General features: G+C 40.0%; 15 protein-coding genes and 1 tRNA gene. 3 read left to right on the top strand and 13 right to left on the bottom strand.

Translation table 11 applies throughout. The annotated features are described in order from the left end of the window. Positions 1 to 480 precede the first annotated feature (480 nt). Positions 481 to 2571 (top strand): glutamine synthetase III, encoded by a 2091-nt coding sequence (locus tag WAA20_RS01445; protein ID WP_073390237.1) that lies wholly within the window; start codon positions 481 to 483, stop codon positions 2569 to 2571. Between the two features lie 239 nt (positions 2572 to 2810). Then, complete coding sequence (locus tag WAA20_RS01440) at positions 2811 to 4586, top strand: ammonium transporter (protein ID WP_073390238.1); 1776 nt, start codon at positions 2811 to 2813, stop codon at positions 4584 to 4586. A 406-nt stretch (positions 4587 to 4992) separates the two neighbouring features. Here WAA20_RS01440 and WAA20_RS01435 read toward each other — a convergent pair whose 3' ends face one another. From WAA20_RS01435 to WAA20_RS01390, 10 genes are all read right to left on the bottom strand, one after another. Then, a complete protein-coding gene (locus WAA20_RS01435) occupies positions 4993 to 5877 on the bottom strand; it encodes a hypothetical protein (protein ID WP_073390240.1) in 885 nt (294 codons plus the stop codon). A 454-nt stretch (positions 5878 to 6331) separates the two neighbouring features. Further along, positions 6332 to 6417: transfer RNA gene (locus WAA20_RS01430), tRNA-Ser, on the bottom strand. A 119-nt stretch (positions 6418 to 6536) separates the two neighbouring features. After that, on the bottom strand, positions 6537 to 6809 hold the full coding sequence (locus WAA20_RS01425) for a hypothetical protein (protein ID WP_073390430.1): 273 nt from the start codon (positions 6807 to 6809) through the stop codon (positions 6537 to 6539). A gap of 151 nt (positions 6810 to 6960) precedes the next feature. Next, positions 6961 to 10329 (bottom strand): ATP-binding protein, encoded by a 3369-nt coding sequence (locus WAA20_RS01420; RefSeq protein ID WP_073390431.1) that lies wholly within the window; start codon positions 10327 to 10329, stop codon positions 6961 to 6963. Positions 10330 to 10419: 90 nt separating this feature from the next. After that, positions 10420 to 11148, bottom strand: a complete 729-nt coding sequence (locus WAA20_RS01415) for a DUF4194 domain-containing protein (RefSeq protein ID WP_073390433.1) — start codon at positions 11146 to 11148, stop codon at positions 10420 to 10422. After that, positions 11148 to 12605 carry a Wadjet anti-phage system protein JetA family protein gene (locus tag WAA20_RS01410; protein ID WP_073390435.1) on the bottom strand — a complete coding sequence of 486 codons (1458 nt, stop codon included), beginning with the start codon at positions 12603 to 12605 and terminating at the stop codon, positions 11148 to 11150. Before WAA20_RS01410 ends, WAA20_RS01415 begins: the two co-directional genes overlap by 1 nt. 21 nt (positions 12606 to 12626) lie before the next feature. Further along, positions 12627 to 13487, bottom strand: a complete 861-nt coding sequence (locus WAA20_RS01405; RefSeq protein ID WP_073390436.1) for a transglutaminase domain-containing protein — start codon at positions 13485 to 13487, stop codon at positions 12627 to 12629. 188 nt (positions 13488 to 13675) lie between these two features. After that, positions 13676 to 15046 (bottom strand): hypothetical protein, encoded by a 1371-nt coding sequence (locus tag WAA20_RS01400; protein WP_073390438.1) that lies wholly within the window; start codon positions 15044 to 15046, stop codon positions 13676 to 13678. Beyond that, positions 15047 to 16342, bottom strand: a complete 1296-nt coding sequence (locus WAA20_RS01395) for a glutamate-5-semialdehyde dehydrogenase (protein ID WP_073390439.1) — start codon at positions 16340 to 16342, stop codon at positions 15047 to 15049. A gap of 117 nt (positions 16343 to 16459) precedes the next feature. Beyond that, a complete protein-coding gene (locus WAA20_RS01390; protein ID WP_073390441.1) occupies positions 16460 to 17965 on the bottom strand; it encodes an AAA family ATPase in 1506 nt (501 codons plus the stop codon). Positions 17966 to 18481: 516 nt separating this feature from the next. Between WAA20_RS01390 and WAA20_RS01385 the strand changes: the two genes are divergently transcribed. Next, complete coding sequence (locus tag WAA20_RS01385; protein WP_073390442.1) at positions 18482 to 19816, top strand: MATE family efflux transporter; 1335 nt, start codon at positions 18482 to 18484, stop codon at positions 19814 to 19816. Between the two features lie 287 nt (positions 19817 to 20103). On the opposite strand, the gene WAA20_RS01380 is transcribed toward WAA20_RS01385, so the two are convergent. From WAA20_RS01380 to WAA20_RS01370, 3 genes are all read right to left on the bottom strand, one after another. Continuing rightward, complete coding sequence (locus WAA20_RS01380) at positions 20104 to 20940, bottom strand: hypothetical protein (protein WP_073390528.1); 837 nt, start codon at positions 20938 to 20940, stop codon at positions 20104 to 20106. Positions 20941 to 21073: 133 nt separating this feature from the next. Further along, positions 21074 to 21616, bottom strand: coding sequence for a histidine phosphatase family protein (locus WAA20_RS01375; RefSeq protein ID WP_073390530.1), 543 nt, complete (start codon positions 21614 to 21616; stop codon positions 21074 to 21076). A gap of 64 nt (positions 21617 to 21680) precedes the next feature. Further along, positions 21681 to 23117: an ATP-binding protein gene (locus WAA20_RS01370; RefSeq protein ID WP_073390531.1), complete on the bottom strand. Its 1437-nt coding sequence runs from the start codon at positions 23115 to 23117 to the stop codon at positions 21681 to 21683. Between the last annotated feature and the right edge of the window lie 196 nt (positions 23118 to 23313).

The raw sequence follows: 23313 nt of genomic DNA, 5'->3' as shown, positions 1-23313 counted from the left end.
ACTAAGACTCTTATCCCATTAGAGTTATTGAAATAAAATTCATAAACCCGATTCAATTTTTTGTAATTATGCAGCAGACCAATTGGTTTGTCAACCGTAAATATCATTATTATAAACTGATACTTTGATGATTTAAACCGTTAAAACGCTATTTTATTAAAGAAATACGCCCTTTTCAGCCCCATAAACAAAATAAAAATTTAATTTTCAAAAGTTTTTTATTTGATTTTTTTAAAAATTTCTAGTTGACAAATTATTTTTGGGGGATTATTATCTGTCTATCAATTGTTTCGACAATGAGGCCGGGCAGTGGGATACATATCCCAACTGCCCATTTTTATTTCAAAAATGCATACAGGGTCTTATTTTTATAAGACTTGACAGGCAAAGGCGCCAAATTGGTATCGCAAGTAGCGGATCATTTGGCGCCCTTTTTGATTTAAGTTCATTAACAGCAATTTAAAAATACGGAGGTGGATCATGAAGATCGAAGAAAAGGGATTGCCGGAGCTTTTTGGAAGCAATGTATTTAACGAAGAGACAATGAAAGAACGTCTTTCCGGTGAATCTTACAAGGCATGGAAAAAATGCATCACTAACGGGGAGCCACTTGACCTGGCTACTGCAAATGAAATTGCACAGGCCATGAAGCAGTGGGCTGTAGAAAAGGGAGCAACACACTATACACACTGGTTCCAGCCAATGACAGGTGTTACTGCTGAAAAACACGACAGCTTCATTTCTCCTGCAGGCGGCGGTAAGATCGTTATGGACTTCTCAGGTAAGGAGCTTGTAAGAGGTGAGCCCGATGCTTCTTCTTTCCCTTCAGGAGGACTTCGTGCAACATTCGAAGCAAGAGGATATACAGCATGGGATCCTACATCTTTTGCTTTCATTAAAGATGGATCACTTTGCATTCCTACAATCTTCTGCTCTTACTCAGGACAGGCTCTTGATAAGAAGACTCCTCTCCTTCGTTCTATGGATGAGGTTTCAAGACAGGCTATCAGAATCCTGCGCCTCTTCGGAGATACAGAGAGTAAGAGAGTTATCGCACAGGTTGGTCCTGAGCAGGAATACTTCCTTGTAGATAAGGAACTTTATAACGAACGTGAAGACTTAAAGCTCACAGGCCGTACACTCTTTGGTATCAAGCCACCACGCGGACAGGAACTTGAAGATCACTACTTCGGACAGCTTAAGCCAAGAGTTGCAGCTTATATGAAAGATCTTGATGAAGAACTCTGGAAGGTTGGCGTTCTTTCTAAGACAAAGCATAACGAGGTTGCTCCTTCTCAGCACGAGATGGCTCCTGTATATTCAGGTGCTAACGCAGCCTGCGATCAGAACCAGCTTGCTATGGAGATCATGAAGAAGGTTGCTGACAGACACGGTTTTGTATGTCTTCTTCACGAGAAGCCATTCGCAGGAGTAAACGGATCAGGTAAGCATGATAATTGGTCACTTTCTACAGATACAGGTGTGAACCTCTTCAAACCAGGTTCAACTCCAGGCGAAAACGCTCAGTTCCTTCTCTTCCTTGCAGCATTCGTAAAGGGTGTTGATGAATATCAGGAAGCACTCAGATGTACTGTAGCATCTGCAGGTAACGACCACAGACTTGGAGCTCAGGAAGCACCGCCAGCTATCATCTCTATTTTCCTTGGTGATGAGCTTGACGCTGTAGTTCAGAGTATCATCAATGGTAAGTCCTACAAGGGATCAGGCAAGCATTCAATTCAGATCGGTATTGATGTTCTTCCTTCTATTCCTCAGGACAATACTGATAGAAACCGTACATCACCTATGGCATTTACCGGTAACAAGTTTGAGTTCCGTATGCTTGGTTCAGGACAGTCAATCTCCGGTCCTAACATTGCACTTAACACTATCATGGCTCAGGAGCTTAAAGAGTTTGCAGATAAGCTTGAAAAGAGCAAGAACTTCCAGACAGATCTTCAGAAGCTTATCAAGAAGACCTTTACAGATCATCAGAGAATTATCTTCAACGGTAACGGCTATGATGCATCATGGGTTAAGGAAGCTACAAAGAGAGGTCTTGCAAACCTTGTATCTACAGCTGATGCTCTTCCTGAATATGTATCAAAGAAGAACATCGATCTGTATGTAAAGAACAACGTATACACAGAGGAAGAAGTTCGTGCAAGAGGTGCTATCCACGTAGAGACCTACAATGCAACAATCGAGATCGAAGCACGTACTATGATCGACATGATTCACCGTCAGATCCTTCCTGCAGCATCTGCTTATACAGCTGAGCTGTGCCAGAGAGCTGCTGCACTTAAGGCAGCCGGTGTTGTAGTTGAATACGAAAAGAATACTGCAACTAATACTGCTACACTTACAGATGCTCTTGCAGCTGCATGCAGCAAGCTTGAAGCTGATTTTGCCAAGGTTCCTGCAGATCCTGATAAGGCTATGAAGTACCTTCATAAGACAATCCTTAAGGATATGGCCGAGGCAAGAAGTGCATCAGATGCACTTGAGGCAGTTGTGGACGAGCAGTACTGGCCATTCCCAGTATATGCAGACTTACTCTTCTCGGAATAAGGAGTTTCTTTTCAGAGAAAAGAAACTCTGGAAGGCGATTTATCAGAGATAAATCGACTTCCGGGTAATTGAGGGCGATTTATCAGAGATAAATCGACTTCCAGGTGATATTTTCAATAATTCGACTTCCGATTTAATGGAAAATCCAGCAATGGCGCTGATAGAGTTAAATGCTCTACCAGCGCTTTTTTAATACAAAAAAGTTTGAGCAATCATCGCTCAGTTAGGGAGGAATAATTATGAGTGAAGAAATTCTATCTTACGTGAACTCGCAGATATTTGGTGTGTGGTTCCTGGCAGGTGCTGCACTGGTATTCTGGATGCAGGCTGGTTTTGCAATGGTTGAAACAGGTTTTACCAGAGCTAAGAATGCCGGCAATATCATTATGAAAAACCTTATGGACTTCTGTATCGGAACAGTAATGTTCATCCTTATAGGTTTTGGTCTTTTCCTTGGAGAAGATGCTCTGTTTGGTCTTGTTGGACTTCCAAACTTTGATATCTTCTCACACTACGCAGATTTCGACTGGTCAGGTTTTGTATTCAACCTTGTATTCTGCGCAACAACAGCAACTATCGTATCCGGTGCTATGGCTGAAAGAACAAGATTCATTTCTTACTGCGTATACTCAGCTGTTATCTCAGGTGTTATCTACCCTGTAGAAGCTCACTGGACATGGGGCGGTGGCTGGCTTGCTCAGATGGGATTCCACGATTTTGCAGGTTCTAACTGTATCCACATGGTTGGTGGTATCTGTGCACTTATCGGTGCCTGGATGCTTGGTCCTCGTATCGGTAAGTTTACTAAGGATGCAAATGGTAAGATCACTAAAGTTAATGCTTTCCCTGGACACAACATTCCGATCGGTGCTCTTGGTGTATTCATCCTCTGGCTCGGCTGGTATGGTTTCAACGGAGCAGCAGCTACATCTCTTGAACAGCTCGGTGACATCTTCGTAACAACAACTATCGCTCCTGCAGTTGCAACAGTTGTATGTATGATCTTCACATGGATCAAGTATGGTAAACCTGATGTTTCAATGTGTCTCAACGCTTCACTAGCAGGTCTTGTAGCTATCACAGCTCCCTGCGATACAGTAGATGCTTTTGGTTCAATCGTAATAGGTGTTGTAGCAGGACTTCTTGTAGTATTTGGTGTATGGCTTCTTGATAACGTACTTAGAATTGATGATCCTGTTGGTGCTGTAGCAGTACACATGATGAACGGTATCTGGGGTACTATTGCAGTAGGTCTTTTCTCAACTAATTCTGTTCCTGGATATAGCGTTGCAGATGCAAACGGAAACGAGATGGTAGGTCTTTTCTATGGCGGAGGATTTAAGCTCCTTGGAATCCAGTTCATCGGTATGTTTGCAACAATCGCCTGGACAGTAGTTACTATCATTATCACTTTCGCAGTTATCAAAGCTACACTTGGACTTAGAGCTTCTGAAGAAGAAGAGCTTTCAGGCCTTGATGTTACAGAACATGGTCTTTCATCTGCATATGCAGGCTTCTCCATTATGGATATCACAGGAATGGAGATGGAGGAAAATGAAAATACAGATCTTGGTATCGGGGAATACGATAAAGCTTCTGAAGCACTTAAGAATGCATCTGTTAAGGTTATCAAAGCTCCTACATACCCTGAAGCTGATTCCGGTATCCATAAGGTTGTAATCATAGCTAAGCTTTCACGTTATGACAAGCTCAGAAAAGCTATGAACGATCTTGGTGTAACCGGTATGACAGTAACACAGGTTATGGGATGCGGTATTCAGAAGGGCGCCGGCGAAAGATACCGTGGTGTTGAAATGGATGCAACACTTCTTCCTAAGGTTAAGCTGGAGATCGTAGTTGCCAAGATTCCTGTAGATAAGGTAATCGAGACTGCAAAACGTGCACTTTACACAGGTCACATCGGCGATGGTAAGATCTTCGTTTACAACGTTGGTAAGGTTGTAAAGATCCGTACAGGCGAAGAAGACATTGAGGCTCTAGCAGATGTCGAATGAGATTCACTTTATTTCATAAAGCGAATCTCTAGACATGAAAATTGTAAACAATTTTCATGTCCGTGAGGCAAGAAGAAGAGAAACTCTGGAAGTCGATTTATCTGCGATAAATCGACTTCCGATGAGTTTGTCGCCTTCTGCTAATTATCGTAGATAAAGGAGGTTCTCTTAAAAGAGAACCTCTAGAAGTTGATTTATCAAAGATAAATCAACTTCCAATGAGGTGGTCGTATAATTAAAAAGAAATCCGGTATTATTATAGTCCTTGGAATCTTACCGAAGACTATATATAATACCGGATTTCATTTTTTACTAATACCTTCTATCCGCTTACCCCGCGGAATCTTTAATCATCCCCATCCATAGTAGTGTTACTTTTAATCCTTCTCTTCTTCTCAACATATACTTAGTCGATTTCAATTGTGATCTCTTCTGAATAGATATCATCTGCGTAATAATCGTCTGCATCGTATACGCGGAATGTGAATTCTATTTGTTCGATATCATCTTCATCTTCTATATCGATATCTTCAAGATCTTCAGGATAGAAATCGATATCACTAAGTGCCTGTGTGCCTGGAAGGAGCCACTCAGCCCAGTAGCAATCGATCATATATCCGTTGATTGAAGCATCATCAATTGTGAATACAACATTCTGATCTGTATCATTCAAAAGATATACTTTAAGCTCATAGCCCCAGTACTCATCCATCTCTGTTCCTGTGAGAACGAGTCTTATATCATCATTTTCAGCAAGGATGATATCGGAATCTTCATCTTCTCTTTCAACTATTTCTGCGTTGTCTTCGCCCTTTGGATAAATATGGAACTCTTCATAGAAGATATCATCTGCAGACCAGTCATTTGAATCATAGGCATGCATTACAATAAATATATCTGTAACTTCTCCTATAAGTTCCTCTTCCTCTTCTGAAAGATAGAATTCAAGATCTTCATTTGTTTTTTTGCCGGGTTTAACTTCGGTATATAAGTATGGAGTTACGCATACACCATTTAATGATGCGCTTTCTGCAGAATACATATAAGTAATGTCATCTGAGTTATTCTCAATTGAAACTTTAAGAGTATAGCCCCAGTCTCCATCCTCATCAATATCAACAATCTTAACAGTTGTCTCATCGATATCAACTACAGTATATTCCTCAAAGTCAGTACTACTCTTTGATCCCTTAGCATTTGAATCTACACTAAAAGGTGGAATAACAGCTATGATCATAGCCATAAGAATCGCGGTGAGAGTTTTTACGATAGTCTTCGTCCTAAAATACATACTGTAACCTCCTTAAACACAACTACAACAAAAGGTGGTTGGACTCCTCTACCCGCGTTAGTAATTATATGATATTTCGTTAATCGCTTCAATAACAATTCATTAATATTTCTTAAAAGATGCCTTATTTTCTAATGATTTGAATGAACGTTCTATCGTTTATGATAAGTATATTATATGACGTAAGGGTCAAAAGTCATTTCGATTCGAGCTTGCTCGAAATCGAATATGAATTTATGACCCGCAAAACATGAGCAAAGTAGCACGTAGTGCGGATTTGCGAATGTTTTAGGATTGTGAGAGTTTCGAAGAAACGGAACAATCCGTTAGTCATAAGGTGTCAAAAGGAACTTTTGACACCTACCTCATTATATCCTGTTCATATTAGCCTGTTCAGAAAGCTTAAAATAAAAAAGAGCCATCAAAAGTAACGGCTCTTTTCGTATATTAAAAGCGGAGACGGCGGGATTCGAACCCGCGTGCCCTTGCGGACAAACGCATTTCGAGTGCGCCTCATTACGACCACTTTGATACGTCTCCTTATTATGAAAATGTAATGCGTACAAGTTGCTCCGTACGGAGCACTAGAAAAAGGCGCTTGTACAGCGCCTTTTAATTATATAGCCACGTAAAATACGAGTCAAGATTCATTTAGATTCTTACATCATCTGAGCTATAGCTGTAAGGGCATCAAACTCTGCTTCATAAACTCCGCCCTTATTTTCCATCTCTTCCCAGGTGTACCACTGACCATTGAGCTGAATGGAGCCAACTCCAATATCCGTTACAACAACCTTAAGCGCCCTTCCGCCAGTGATCATATAAACGTACTGATTCACTTCAAAAGGCATATTGTAAACGTGCCCTCTGGATACGACATCTTGGAGCTGCTCTGGGGATAAATTCTTATCAACCGCCTCTGTTTTAGTCATATCCACCTCCTAAAAAGATTATCTACACCACAACAAAATATATATCATTTTGTCTATTCCGCATGCATATAACTTATCGGCAGTTTTACCTTTATGTATTAGTTCAAAATAATTAATATTCCAGGCGATTAATTAAAGATAATCTTCTTTCTTAAGCAGTTTCCACAATGCGTGTCAGGGCTTCTCCGTCAAGGAAATGCTCAACATAACTACTCTTATCGGTATACATCATGACGATATTGGTTATATCAGCCTTAGGAGCTATAACCTTAACCTTTTCAGGTACGCAGCAGAATATAGGCTGAAGGTCAAAGCTCTTAAGAAGCTCTATTGATGCTGCGATCTTACTTTCATCCATCTTATTGAATGCTTCATCAAGGATTACAACTCTAAGTGTATTCTCTCCCTGTGCTGCACGAACCTTCTGTGCTATGGCTGCAAACATGACAATGTAATAAGGTGTCTGGATACCTGATCCTGACTCATCCCTGATTACGTCAGACATATATTTGCTGGATCCTGAGTGGTCTATTGAGCAAAGGTCGAGACGAAGATAGGTTCTGTAGTCTGTATACATCTCAAGCTTCTTTTCTCTTGTAAGTCTTTGCTCAGTTGTCAGGTTCTTCTCATCCATTATAAGCTGCAGAAGTTCATCAAGTTCGTCCTTGTGGGCTTCTTCAAAAAAGCCTGAGAAAATGGATATTCCGCCGTATCCCGGAAGGTCAGGATCAACCTTAACAAGGTTAGGATCCATGAACATATCATAGAAGCGCTCAAAGCCTCTTGCCTTCTCATGGATAAGCCTGTACTTAACATTACCAAACCACTTGGAAGAAAGTACCTCGTTAACCGCGTCGATCTGTTCCTGAGCCTTCTGAATATTGGACTTCAGTTTACCAATAAATTCTACCTTGAACTCATTGGTAGCCTTCTGAGCAGCCTTTTCGATCTCATCCTCAAAGGTTGTAAAGCCGCTTTCTGAAAGGCGCTTATACTCTGTATCGTACTCTTCGTTATCGAACTCTCTGTCAGGATCAAAGCCTGCGACTTCTTCCTGGTTATAGGCAGTTCGCAGTCTCCTTACAGATGTAAAGTGCCTTGACTGCGCTTCAAGAGCATCCTGTCTCATTCTTGTGTGGGCATCACGGATCTTCTTAAGACTTCCTCGTCTGTTCTGACCGGAATCCTCTCTTATCCATGGATCGCCAACATTCATACGCCACTCGGCTGTAAATCTTGATCCGTCAAGTGCCTGACTTTCAAGAGCTGTGACCTCATCTCTTGCTATTGCGATCTTTCTTTGCTCGCTTTCTATCTTGTTCTCAGCTCGTCCGCATTCAATGCTGCTGACTCTTATCTCTTCTGTGATCTCTTCAAGTCTTGCAGTAAGACCCTTAAGCTCATTATGAAGCTCTTCATCACGGGTCGTATCAACATTTCCGATCTGTCTAAGGAGCTCAAGAGACCTTGCTTCAAGAGTCTCGATATCTTCCACATGGCTTATAGCATTGTCAAAAAAGTCTTTGTCTACAAGACACTTTTCTACCCTGTTCATTTTGGTAACAGACAGGTTGGCTTCAACAGTGTCTTTTTCTTCATTAAGCTTTGTAAGCTCATCCATAGACTCTTTCTCCTGCTGCTCTAAAGCGCTCTTACCAATATAGAAAGTCTGACTCGCCTGCTTTCCTCTTGTAACAAATCCCTTGTATATAAGAAGGTCTTTAGTTATAGAACATTTATGCTTATATAGATCTTCTGTATTATCGACCTTAATGATAAAGCCAAGCTTGTAGTCAGCATAAATTCTTGCATCTTCGTTGTCAGTTACAAGCTCATCAGCAAGTGAACCTTCTTCTGCACTACCCTTCCAGTTTTCCTTGATCCTTTTAATATCAATAAGACCTGACTTGTAGGCACGAAGGCTATCCTTAGCTGTTCTGTATATTTTAAGAGCATCATCATAATACTCTTCAGGAACTAAAAGGTCGAACCTCTGATTATCAAGATATCCTTCTACCGCTGCCTGCCAGCTTTGATCACGAACCTCTAAGAGGTCTGCAAAAATAGGTATCTCAACGTCTTTTTTAAACTTCTTTGAAAGCTCTTTTTCAAGGAGGTCTTTAAGTCCCCGCGTCTCTTTAGGATACTGCTTCTGATTACCTGCAAGAGCGCTTATCTTATCTTCCTGATCTTTGATAAGGGCATCGATCTCTACGCTTCTTGTCTTAAGCTTTGCATGAAATGCAGCAAGCTCCTGATATAGATTTCCGATCTTATTATCTACGTCTTCCTCCGGATATGAAGCAAGATCTTCTATTTTAACATTCTGAGCCTTTTCAAGGATTTTTTTATACTCCTCATCACAGGTAAAACCGGCATTCTCAGCTTCCATCAAAAGCATGAGCCAGCTTCCTGCGCGGCTCCTTATTGTCTTGTGAACACTTTCGAGATTATCAAGGTAGCCTTTTCTCTTTTCATCAGCTGCATTCTTCTCATTCTGAAGGCCCTGCTTGATCTGCTCTGTATCAGACTTACCAAGTTCTTCATGAACGCGTCCGATCTTCTCCTGAAGGCGCTTTTGCTTGTCTTTCCTGGTCTCGTTCATGGCCTTGGCCTGATTTATATCCATGGAAAGCTGCTCGATAAGATTCTGAGAAGCTTCCATACTGTTTTCAAGGATCTTCTGCTCGTCACGAAGAAGGGCATAGTCCAAAGTCTTAACAAGAACAGCATCCTCGTGATATACATCGTAGGACTGTCTGATCTTCTCAAGCTTTTCAAGCTTTCTGCGGCTTGACTGGGCTCTGTCTCTAAGATCGTAATAATCATGGATAGTACTTCTAATAGAAGTAAGATCTACACTTTCATTGACAGAGCATATAGAATCAGTAATAAAACTTCCGATGTTCAGGTTCTCACCGATACTGCAGGATACGGCTGCTTTAAGAAGAGAGATATACTCGCTTCTGATCTGACCATAGGCTGCCATTATGTACTTACTGTACTCTGTATCTGTATAGAAATGGTAATTCTCTTCACCTACGTATGTTCCAAGGAATCTCTTGAGCTCGCTGATATTAAGTGCCATATCATCAAGCACGAAAAGATTCTCAGGAATTCCTTTTCCGGAAAAAGACATCCATCTTTCTGTATGTCTTGTGTGATCCTGAGGACAGTCAGCTACAAAGCCATCACAAAAATATGTATCCTTGACATCGTTATAGAATTCAAGCACAACATAGCTTGTAAAAAAGCCGTCATGACGAAGGAACTTCTCCTGGTTATTGGATGCCCAGTATCCGTAAAGGTACTTCTCAACATTTCTTGCTGAATGCTTGTCGGCAGCCTTATTAAAGATTCCCTTCTTCTTACCTGTAAGTACCATCATCACAGCATCGATTATCTGTGATTTACCTGCCTGGTTGGCACCTGACAATAAAGTCACATCGCCAATCGGAAGGAGGGTTGGTTCATCAAACTTACCCCAGTTATATACATAAACTTTATTTAATCTGATCATCAAATATCTCCCATCAACTTTAATCTAAGGTCACAGTCTTTTTTACCAAAAGAAAGATTCTAATAATATCTTCCTTTCATGAACTATTCCTTAAATCTCCTGCTGCTCTTCCATTTCATCCTTAAGCTCTAACAGCTCCGTAACTTTGGCAGCTGATACAAGATGAAGTATTGCAGGAGTTATTCTGAACATAGTCTGAGGGTCTCTCCATTCGCCTTTGCCCTTTTCTATGATATGGAAGCTTACAAATGTCTTAAAATCATTGGCCATCTGCTGCTTGTTGGAAGTAATATCAACCTTAACATTGTCCTTAAGGAACTGAACCACTTCACCAACGTCTGATGTGATCTGGTCTCCTGTGGATGGGTCGCTGTATTTCTTTTGGTATATACATCTAAGTGCCAGTGCGATCCTTGTGGTATTAAGATTAAAATGAAATCTTGCAAAATCCGACTCACTCTGCAGTGCAAAAAGGCCATTGTCCTTGTCGTGTACAAGTTCAAATCCGCCCATTTCAAAATACAGATATAAAAGATCGAAATTGGACTCTATGAAAATATAATCTCCGTTTCTTGAAAGAAGTCCTGTCTCAGTATCATAGTCCATCTGAAGAATATATGTTCCTGACAAAAGAAGTCTTACTGCCCTTTTAAAATATTCCTGATCAGCTCTTCTGAGTCTGTTATAAAGACCTGTTACTGTGCGATCAGCATTGTCCTCAAAGTCACTTTCTCGTAAGCCAAGGCGCTGCCCGGGCACATCAAACTCCATCTGCCCTTCATTATCAAATGTATCATTATTATCAATATAGTCACTCATTATGAATCAGCTCCGCTTTCTTTAATAGTAAAAGTCATATCAGGGATGCTATAAGCTCCTGCCTTAATGTGTCGTCCTGACTTTTGTACCCTGTATTCACCATTTGAAAAGCCATAGAGTGAAGCCATGATAAGAAGTGTATAGTCATCTTCTGTAAACTTATCCATCTCCTTAATGATCTCACCTGTCTCCATGCGCTTTCTGCCATGCATCTTTTCTTTGACATAGCTTCTGGCATCAGCCATTGTATAACCACCAAAGCTCTTCTTAAGAAAGTCTCTGGTCCTGTCTTCATCCTTCTGGTGATGAGGGCGAAGAAGCATTTTGGTCTCGGTTTCTTTCTCAGGTCTGTAGGTGTCAGTTCTTAGTGACCTCTCATCGATAAAGGTCGATCTTACTGCATTAAGTCCTGATTGCACCTTCATGGAATAAGCCTTATTATCTTCCATTCCCTTCATGATACGTACTATCTTACTTACGATAGAATTATCACTTCTAAGGTTATGTATGACAGCCTGAGTGAACCGTCTGTTATAATCGGCATTTCTATCCGTGATCATATCTATCTTGTTATCAGCTTCAGAGAAAGTCCTGTAGATAACATCTATACGTCTTCTTATTTCAAGAATTCTTTCATCTTCATCAAGGCCTGCCATCTCAGCTGAAGCATCGCTTTGCGCCATCTGCCTTATAAGCTCAGGATCTTTTTCCAGATTCCTTACAAATCTTAAAATGTCTCCGCCGTAAAGAGCTATGGAATCACTGGTCTTAAGGGGGTGATAATAAGCATCGATGACGCTCTGCTCGCCGCCTTCCTTAAACCTCTTTTCAAGCATGTCTCTAACCTGCTCATCGTCGGCGTGCTCTTTATAATATTTGCCAATATAGTAATAAAGATTCCTGAAGGTCTTGGAAAGCTGGCCGGCATTCTCTGCGGCAACTTTAAGTGCTCTTGACATTGTACGGGCACGCCTTGTATCGTCTTCTTCACCTGCCATGCTTAAGACCGCATAGGTAGAAAATACGTCACTGTCTGCAAGTTCGCTCCTTGGTCTTGTCTCTCTGTAGAGGACTTCTAACATATCAGAGGCATAATCCGGCATGACTATATCACGCTCGAATCCCTGCTTGGAATCTTCTTCACAAAGCCATCCCTTGTGTATCAGCTTACCAAGAAGGAAAGAAGCCTTTCCCGGAAGAGATTTAAGGAGTTCTTTGTCTATTACTTCTCCTTCTTCAACATCTTCGGACAGATCAGCCTGAGCGATACTGTTTTCAAGCGAGATCAGGATCTGTTCTCTTAAGTCTTTTTTGCTGATAACAAGCTCATCTTCAAAGGCATCACGCACAACAAAAAGAGCTGCAAGATACAGCTCTCTGTTAGGTGACGATAATATACTAAAAAAATCCCCAGGCACATTTGAAAAAAATGCCCCCGATAACCCTTTATAATCCATTCAAAACCTCATAGGCATATTTTAGCCATGAATATAAATATATTTGTAGGCTACGTAATAGTCATCTTCCCAATGATCTGCAGACATCTGCTGTGGTGTTATAAGGAAATAGTTGTAGCGGACAGGAATGCCATATTCTCCCATATCATCCCATGTGACATCAATTGCATATGTCACTCCGCCTATAATAACTTCATTCCAGGCATGCAGTCCTGATTGCAGACCGTTAGTGCCGTATCCTGTAACAATCTTGGATTCTATTCCCACAATATGCATGAACAGGTCAAAAAGCTCTGCATATCCCTGGCATACTGCGGTCCCTTCAGATATTGCATTAAGATAGCTATACTTAGAGTAAGTGTAGTCGTAAGTAAGATTGTAACACATCCAGTCATGAATCGCCAGAACCTTCTGCATCTCGCTCATAGAGCTGTTTGTGATGTTATCAGCAACGTTAATGGTATCAAGAACACCCTGGATCCTGACATCTGTAGAATAAACCTGACGGCCTTCAAGATATCCGTAATTCTTGTAATGCATAAGAAGTGCATATGGATCTGTTCCTACTGCTGCCGCTACATCAGGGTTCTCCGTGGCATAACGTGCTGAATCAAAATTCTCAACTGTAAGGATAGACCTTCTGTCTACCATTGCAATTCTGCCCTCTTCAAATCCATTGTTTACATAATGAGACCAAAGCTTATTTTTGTCATATCCATAAGCCTGATAGAGATCAGGATACATATCAGCATAAGAGTAATAACCGAATCCTTCAGGATTCTCGAACAAAATGTACTCACCGGCATGTGATGTGATCGACATAAAACCTGAGCACATGAAAACTACTGCGAGCGCAACCGCTACTTTTCTAAAAATCTTCATAAAAAATACCACCTTACATAAAACTAATTTTTCCGCCTGACAGCATTAAAAATTTGCAATTTTTTGTACCAGGCTTTTCTATTATATCGGAAAATTATTAATTTTTCGAACCCAATTTGCAAACTGCCCTGCACACCTTTCTTTACTACCATTTGATAATAAAGAAAGGTATGCAGGGCAGTTTATTGTCACAGATTCACAGAACAGTTGTCGGTGCTATAATGTGAATTATTTAAACTTATGGAAAAAGAAATAACCATTTGCATTCCGGGTGAAACCTGAACTTTTTTGATCTGCATCCTGTCAATGGTTCCCGGATATGCTCCCGCAAGTGATGAAGACTCGCAAAACTCTCCATCCAGCGATACTTTGCTTCCGCTAACTCCTACGATTTCATTTTGAAGATTCTTTATACTAAAATATGCGCTGTTATCGGTAATGCCTTCATAGTATATTATTACATTCTCATCCTCATACACCATCACATCCGGCAGCTTATATGAAGCATAATCATCTTCATCATAACCGGGATCTGCATTAAAAAGTATGTAGTCGCTATCGAAAAACTCATCGTAATCAGAATCAAGACACCTGAACTTTATTCCCACTCTTCCAATGTCCGTAATACCGTATGCATCCAGATCCGAAGCGGTCAGCTCTGCATTTATCTCTTTGCCCGCTTCAACGCTACAACTTTTACCACTAAGATCATACCCGTCTTCTTCGTAATCGAATTCTCCGTCAACCATATATCCGTTAATTGACAGGTCTTCAAGCGATACTCTTCTTTCTTCATCGGACTTATTTATGATAGAGATATTAACAACATCTCCTGTCACAGAGTTTGCTCTTATCACGAATCCTTCATCATTGACCAGCGTTACAGGAAGATTTCCAAGATCTGTCATACCAAGATCTTTACTGTCTTCAGGCAAAGAGCTGTCATCCGTTTTTAGTGAAGAGATCATCATTTCAAGACAGGAACCATCGCTTGGATCATCCACCTCTTTGGCATGCATGAACATTGCTTCAACAATTCCATAATCTCCAACAGGAATATAATAAATATGTCCCTGATACGCTATCTTGTCCTGATAGTATGTTCCAAATACTTTGTAACAAAGTCTGGAACCCAGCATTACAGCTTCGCCCCTGATTGCACCGATCCATATATAGTCATAGGCCATTATCGCATCTTCAAAAAGCGCAGGATCTTCTCTTTGCTCTTTGGAAATATCCGTATCTACTTTATATTTGAATCTGACAAAGTCAGGACTTATTGTATCCTCATACAGCAATATATCTTCGCCAAGAGAATCATCCAATTCCCACTCCGACGGAACCCAGAAGCTAATGCCGTTAAACTCAACTTCACTCCAGTCACATTCTGATGCTGTCGTACCTTCTTCAGGCACGTTGTCATCTGCTTCTTCATCTGCAGATGCCAAAGCCCCTGCCTGATCATCAGATTCATTGTCGCCGGACGTATTGGTACATCCTGTAAGGACCAATATCATTATGAGAAAAGAAATATACAGCCTTTTTTTGATCTTGTCCATTTATAAATCTATATCCTTATGGTGAAAAGATTTATGGCCCGAAGCATAGTCACCAACTATATGACCGCCACCTACAAGTTTATATTTGTAAGTAACAAGGCCATCAAGTCCTACAGGTCCTCTTGCGTGAAGCTTACCTGTACTGATGCCAACCTCTGCTCCAAATCCATATCTGTATCCATCAGCAAAACGTGTAGAGCAGTTGCGATAAACTCCCGCACTGTCCACCATCTGCATAAAATAATCCGCAGCTTCATCATCTGTTGTAAGAATGCTGTCAGTATGGTGTGATCCAAAGCGGTTAATGTGATCAGCAGCCTCTTTTACATCGTTTACTAATTTTATAGATACAATGAAATCGTTATACTCAGTTGCAAAGTCATCCTCTTCCATGATCTCTACATCAAAGGCTCCTTCGAGCATATCGTGAACCTCTTTGGTTCCTCTTATCTTAACTCCGTTATCTTCAAAAGCCTTTGCAAGTATAGGAAGAAAATCACCTGCTATCTCTTTATTAACAAGAATAGTCTCTACTGCATTACATGCTGCAGGATACTGTGTCTTAGCATCTATTATAACAGGAATTGCAGCTTCAAAGTCTGCTTTCTTATCAACATAGATGTGACAGATACCGCTGGAATGTCCCATTACAGGAATCTTGGTATTGTCCATGATATATCTGACGAATTTATTAGATCCGCGAGGTATAAGCAGATCCACATCCTGATCACATGCAAGAAGCTCATCTATCTCATTGTGAAGCTCAGCCTGTAATAGGCACTCCTTGGGAAGCCCTGCTTCTACAACACTATCTTTAATTATACGAAAAAGGACTCTGTTTGTCTTCGCTGTTTCTTTGCCGCCTTTTAATATCGCACAATTACCGCTCTTGATACAAAGTGATGCTATCTGAACAAGGGCATCCGGGCGGGCTTCAAAGATAACACCTATTACGCCGATAGGTACACTTACTCTTGTAAGGACAAGACCGTCATCAAGCTGTCTTTTTAAAAGAACCTTTCCGGTAGGATCAGGAAGATCTACCAGCTGCTTTATACCTGCGATCGCATCAGAAAGCTTTTGATCGTTGAACTTAAGTCTTTTAAGGATTGACTGTGCTATTCCATTTGCACTTGCAGCCTCCATGTCTTCATTATTGGCTGCAAATATTTCTTCCTTACCCTTTTCAAGAGCATCAGCTATCATCAAAAGAGCCTTGTTACGCTGGTCTATGGATGTAGCAGCAAGTTTTGGGGATGCAAGTTTCATGTTGCGTGCTTCTGTTTGTATATTCATGATAATCTCCATTTTAAAATTTTCAGTTAAGGCATATATCTACTTTAATATGTTTTTCTTATAACATGAAAAGATTCTTTTCATTGTCAACTTACAAATATACTCTATACATTTGTATCAGGAGTTCATAAGCTGCTGTGCTGTCTTCTTATCATACTTAACAGTCTTAACTCCGCTTGTCTCTATAAGGTACAGTGCATGAGCTGCCATATGTTCTGCTGCCTGCTCAAGGTCTCTTACACCTGAAACATTCTTGTAATGTTCAACTACAACGTCTGCAGCTTCTTTGGTTACAACACACTCTTTTTCACTAAGTCCAAGTCTTCTTAAAACTCTTGGAAGTGAATATTTCAGGAAAATAGTTCTCTTTTCATCATGTGTATAATCAGGAAGCTCTATCACAGCAAACCTTGTAAGAAGAGGATCTGAGATCCTGCTTCTGTCATTGGCTGTAGCTACGGGGTATACTCCTGTTGTAGGAATCATACATTCCATATAGTTGTCTGTATAGCCAAGGTTATCAAGAAGAGTCAGGAGCGCATCTGCAGGATTACCTGATGATGAGTCATTGTCTGCCTTATCAAGCTCGTTGATTATAAATACAAGATTGGACTGACCTGCTCTTGAAAAAGCTTCCATAATGGATCCAGGCTTAGCATTAGCATATATTCTGGAACTTCCTGTAAGCTGCTCGGGATCATGAACCGCACTCATATCAAGAGCTGCCCACGGCAGCTTAAGTATCCTTGCGATCGCATATGCAATCTGGGATTTACCTGTTCCTGCAGGACCTATAAGAAGGATTCCATACGCAGGAAGCTTATGGGTTCTGTTGATCTGGATTATAGTCTCTATTATCCTTTGCTTAACATTCTCCATGCCATAAAGCTCTTCATCAAGAATGCGTCTTGCTGCCACAGGATCAATTGATTCGAAATAGGAATCCTTCCACTGAATGTTCATCATGGTAGAAAGAGCCCTTTGAGCGTGACGTCTTTCTTCACTTGATACTTCATCAGAATTGGCAACTGCAAGATTACGCCTTGCCCAGCTTCTAATATTAGAAGGGAAAGTCTTGCCGGCACATTTCAAAAAGTCTGTAATGGACTGAAGGGATGTAAGCTTCATGCTGTCATCATCAGCTTCTTCCTCCTCGCTACTGCCAGCCTCAAACTCATCTTCTGATATGTGGCTGTCCAGAAGTCTTCCTATCATGTACTGAAGGAATCCGTCCTGAGCAGAAAGCTGTGAGGAAATCCCTGATTCAACTTCTCGTATCTTATATATGGCAAATCCGCCTCTAACGCTTTTACCGGAGAGCCTGACACTTATCTTATTGGCACCAAGCCATTTGACGAATTCTACGAATCTGGCATCGATCTTGACTATGTCTGCCTGAGCATTGGGATCATCTGAAGAAAAAGATGTGCGCTTGGCGGGGTCCATGAAGTGACCGCTGATGTGGTGTTCAAAGGCGCCAGCCGGGTTTCTAAGGACCATTATAGGCTCTCTTGGAGTTGGTATTGAAACATCAGAATAGAAAACTTTATACGTGATCGGGTTCTTATCCGCTACCTTCTTATCATCTTCATCAGAACTAAAATCAAAAACTCTTCTTGCCATAAACTCCTCCTATGTGGTGCGGGGGTATGGGGGCTGTGCCTTCAGGCTTTGGTAAATGAAATCAACGCCTCATGTGAAAATATTACAGATTTTCCTAAGACTCTTCTCCGCTGACGTAAACACGCTGTACTCTCGCTCCAAAGAGTCTAAGGAAAATCAGTAATATTTTCAAAATCGGCTTTTGATTTCATTTACCAAAGTCCTGAATTGCAAGTTCCCGTATTCGCCTGGGTGCTACTGAATCATTATAACGTATCTAGCGCTATAACAGACAAAATCAAACTATAAATAATCAAAAATATTGATTTATAAAAACAGTCTAACAAAAATATTTTAAATAGTGTACAATCAAAAATAGCGCTGTCTATTTTTAATACAGATAAATGTATGTTTATACATTATTTTTGTATATTATACATTATTAGATCAGAAATACAACAGGTATTTATTAATGATTACTTTAAGTAATCCGTATAAATACTGATTTCTCAGTTTTATATAGGAGTTTATTTTCAAATGAAAGACAAAGATTTTTTAATTAAGCTTGCAAAGATAACACTGCCGATTACATTTCAGGCTTTTATGCTGGCACTTGTAGCAGCGGCGGATGCTTTTATGCTGGGGAGTATTGATCAGGATTCTATGTCGGCGGTTTCGCTTGCTACTCAGATTCAGTTCATACAAAATATGATCCTGTCTGCTACTGTTGGTGCTACTGTTATTCTTGGTGCGCAGTATTGGGGTAAGAGGGATCTTGAATCGCTGGATGATATTTTCTGTCTGGCTCTTAGGATATGCGGGGTATTGTCTATTGTTTATTGCATAGGATGTACTCTTTTCCCAAGATATCTTATGTTGTTGTATACAGACAATGAAGATCTTATCGTTATTGGGGTAAGGTATCTTAAGATTGCGGGATTTTCTTATCTTCTTACAGGAATTTCGCAGTGCTATCTTGCTATGATGAAGGTATCAGAGCATGTTAAGACTGTGGCATTTGTATCTGCTACGGCTGTTGTGACCAACATAATATTAAATGCCATTTTTATTTACGGCTTACACCTTGAAGAAAGAGGTGCAGCACTTGCTACGCTTGTTGCAAGGGTCATTGAATTTGGCTGCGTTATCGTGTTGTCGTATCAAAAGGGGTATATACATCCAAAGCTTTCCGGACTTTCAAGATTCAATAAGGTCCTAACGCTTGATTTTATCAGATGTATGTGGCCTCTTCTTGGTGCCTGTCTTCTCTGGGGAATTGGATTTACTTCCTATTCTTCTTTTATGGGACATATAGGAAAAGATGCTGCGGCTGCAAATTCAGTTACAGCAGTAATAAGAGATCTTGTATGCTGCGCAGGTGATGGTCTTGCGAACGGATGCGGCATCATGGTCGGCTATGAACTTGGCGCGGGGAATCTTGAGAGGGGTAAGCTTTATGGTCAGAAGATGGTTGGGATATCTTTTGTCGTAGGTTTTATTTCTACAGGTATTATGTTTTTGTTTACGCCTATCGTATTCATGACAGTTAAGCTTACTGATACAGCAAGACACTATCTGCTACTTATGATGATTGCAATGGCTATCTATATGATAGGGCGAGTGGTTAATTCTGTTCTTATAAATGGTATATTCGCAGCGGGCGGCGATACACTTTTTGATATGTATTCACTTGTCGTGACCATGTGGTTTATGGCAGTACCTCTGGCTTTCCTTGGAACTTATGTATTCCACTGGCCCGTGATCGTGGTATATGCCTGCACATGTCTTGATGAAGTTGGTAAGATTCCTTGGGTTTTACATCACTTCTACAGATATAAGTGGGTTAAGGATCTGACCAGAGAAAGACGATAAATAGATTTGTATATAAGCATCCATTTATCTACATGTCTACTTTTACAAAAACAGGTGTCAAAATCAGCTTTTGACACCTTATGACTAACGGATTGTTCCGTTTCTTCGAAACTCTCACATCTACGTTCCACTCCGGTCGGCGCAAAGCAGACATCCCCCGGATGTCTTGCGCCCTAAATCATTCGCAAATCCGCACTACGTGCTACTTTGCTCATGTTTTGCGGGTCATAAATTCATATTCGATTTCGAGCAAGCTCGAATCGAAATGACTTTTGACCCTTACGTCATCAAATTACTGTCAGAATCTTTTTATCTATACAAACCTGTGCAGCGAAGACTTTTTCTACTGAGCCTTCAAAAAGCACATCAATCTTACCTTCAAGAATACCTCTTACTTTACCTTTTCCATACTTCTTGTGAGATACAGCGCATCCTTCAGGGATATAATTTTTGATTTCATCATCAGAAAGCTTAGCGGAAGCTTTGGCTGCGCCTGGCTGTGAATATGAGTAAGCGTTAGCAACGCTGTAAGCAGGCGCCGTCTTAACTGACGGAGTGGTAAGAAGTGCAGACTTTCGTCCATATTTCTGGCTCTTCATAAGCTTAGTCTGTGCTGCTGCAAGAGCTTTTAACTCTTCAGATGCTTTAAGCTTTTCTGCATAAGCTTTTTCCTGTCGTTTCTTCTCGCTGTAGAGTACGTTTTCTGCAAGACAATCGAGAATGAATTCAAGATTATCGTTAGTAAAGAAATAAATAACATGTGAAAGCTTCTTCTCGTCAGGGTTCTGGAGAAGGCCCTTATTACCGTTTCTGATAAAGAGGATTGCTTTGCTTGCAACTTCCTCATACTGGGAAACCATCATTTCGATTACATCTTTTTTGGATTCCTTTAAAGTAATACCAAGACCGGCATCTTCTGCCTTTTTATGGATAAGGTTGAAATCTTTTTCTGTAGCATAGAGTACATATCTGCTCTGGGAGACGGTGTTTACATGAAGTGAAGATGCATTCTTGGCAAAAGTCCAGATGAACTTGTCTTCAATATCCTCTCTATTATAATGATCAAGACCTTTCTGCTTGATAAGGCCACAAACTTCTTCGTAGATGTATAACTGATTATTCATGGGGATACCTCGTAAAAATTTTCGCTCAAGAATCCAATTATACACTCTTCGGTCTATTATTCCACTTCGCAATTTTTCCAAAAAAGGGAGTGGATATAAAAATATGTATTAGCAAAATGTACAGCCTTCAGAATTACTCATTCCTGTACAACGTGATAACTTCTCCATTATGGAAATATAAAGGATTAACATCAGAAGTGAATCCCTGTTCCTTCAGCGCTTTGATAAGCGTTCGCATAAAAAATCCATGTGTGACTACGCCGCAGCTGGTATTTTTATCCAGTATCTTTTTCACAAATATCCTGGCCCTTCGTCTTGTCTTATCCATTGTTTCAGGTTGTCTGCTACTTCCTGTAATCCACTGGATCCTTGCTACCATATACCAAAACCATAGTGGCATTTTTAGAGACGTTTTAATACCTGCGCACATAGGTACTTCATTTATTAATGATGTGCGTGTAAATATCTTATCTCCAAACATCTTCCTGGCTGTGTAATAGGTTCTTATAAGTTTACTTATGTAGATGTCTGAAACATCACACATTAGAGGATTTAAGGGCGACGTATCAACGGATGCAGTATCATACATACTGCACTGCTCATCAAACTCTGAAGATGTGCACCACTTCTTCCATACGTGATTTACTTTGGCATGCCTGATAATCAAAATTTTCAAATCAAACCTCATATCACAGGTGTTAATAGATGTTTATATAACAGATTCCAATTCCAAATATAGGTCAGTCATCATTTTTTTCGAACAGGTCATCAAGCTGGATTATTTTTCCGATGTAGTTACTGTATTTGTTTGGCTTCAGGCCATATGTAGTAATCATGGCAACCTGTATAGTTTTCCTTGTTCCAGTAGCTTCTCTAAATACCGCAACTTTGTTTTTCAATGATTCATCATATTCCTTGGTTATTTCATAAGGTTGTGTAGAAAATTTATCTTCACATAGACTTATTACATGATCTCGGCGATCGATGAGCATGTCTATCTGAGCACCTTTTTCGTCATCATTTCCCTGTTTATACCAGGATGAAACCGTTGATAATATACCAGGTATTCCCAATTTTTTCTTTACCTGGGCTATATGATCCTTACATATCTGTTCAAAAGTAAGTCCTTGCCATGCATTTCTAGAAGGGTTATCAGTAGTATTACTCCAAAAATGTTCATCTTTTCCATAATTATCACGAACAAAGCGCAAATAGAACATTGTAAAATAGTCGCATAGCTGATATGTCTTTTCCTTGCTTTTATTTCCAAATTTCGTGTTAACCCTAATAAATCCAGACTTTTCAAGATCTGATAGCATTTGTGTCAAATCTCCATTAGCAGGAATTTTGGTTGCTTTCGAAATTTCTCCTCTTGTAAGACCTTTCTTTTTTTGACTTAAAGCTTCAACAATCTTTATATACTGGTCACTATTTTTGAATAGGGTCTGAAATAACTGATCAAATTCATCCCAGAGCTCTGACATTTTATTGAAAAAGATCATGTCTATGTTCTCATTTAAGGACAGCTCTCGATCCAACAACCTCAAATAAAAAGGAATTCCACCCATTATCATATAACACAGCGCAATATCATATCGTGACCAGTATATATCTCTTGAATTAAGATATTTTTCTGTATTATAAAGATCCAACGGAGACAGAATAATTCTACATGTACGACGATTGAAAAGGCCGCCTTTATTATTATCAATATTTTTTACCAGCCAGGATGTTGAAGAGCCGCATACTATAAAGACAAGATTTTTCCTTGCGCTCCCCCATGAATTCCAAAACCATTCAAAAGCTGGAAGAAAGCCAGATAACTGGCTATCCATCCAAGGCATTTCATCAAAAAATACAACCTGCTTCTCATCTGATCCTTTTTTCTCCAAATAATCTCTTAATAGAAAAAAAGCCTCTGTCCAGTCTTTTGGATTATCATATTTTTCATCAGAATAGTGGTTTAGTTCAAGTATGAAATTTTTTAGTTGTTCTTGTCTTGGACGGTTGTATGCCCCGGTAAACTTAAAGTCAAATTTATTTTCAAAGAATTCATTGACAAGAAAAGTTTTGCCTACTCTTCTTCTACCATATACGATTACAAGCTGGGCTTCCTTTTCTTTCATAACCTTGGTCAATCGTTTTATCTCTTTTTCACGTCCAATTAAGTCATTCATCGTATCATACCTCGCATTTTCCTCTATATGTTATATTTTATTCCACATTTAGAGGAAAATCAATTTAATTTTCCTCTAAATGTCTTTTGTAAGGACACATTTAGAGGAAATTTGCTTTCATTTTTCTCTAAATGTCATTTTTAAAAGTACTTATAGAGAAAAACTGCTTAAATGGAATTATATTTCCATGTACTTC

The sequence above is a fragment of the Butyrivibrio fibrisolvens genome (assembly GCF_037113525.1).
GTDB classification, from domain to species: domain Bacteria; phylum Bacillota; class Clostridia; order Lachnospirales; family Lachnospiraceae; genus Butyrivibrio; species Butyrivibrio fibrisolvens.
Note: the sequence above shows the minus strand (reverse complement) of the source record. Positions and strands in the feature narration are given on the sequence as shown.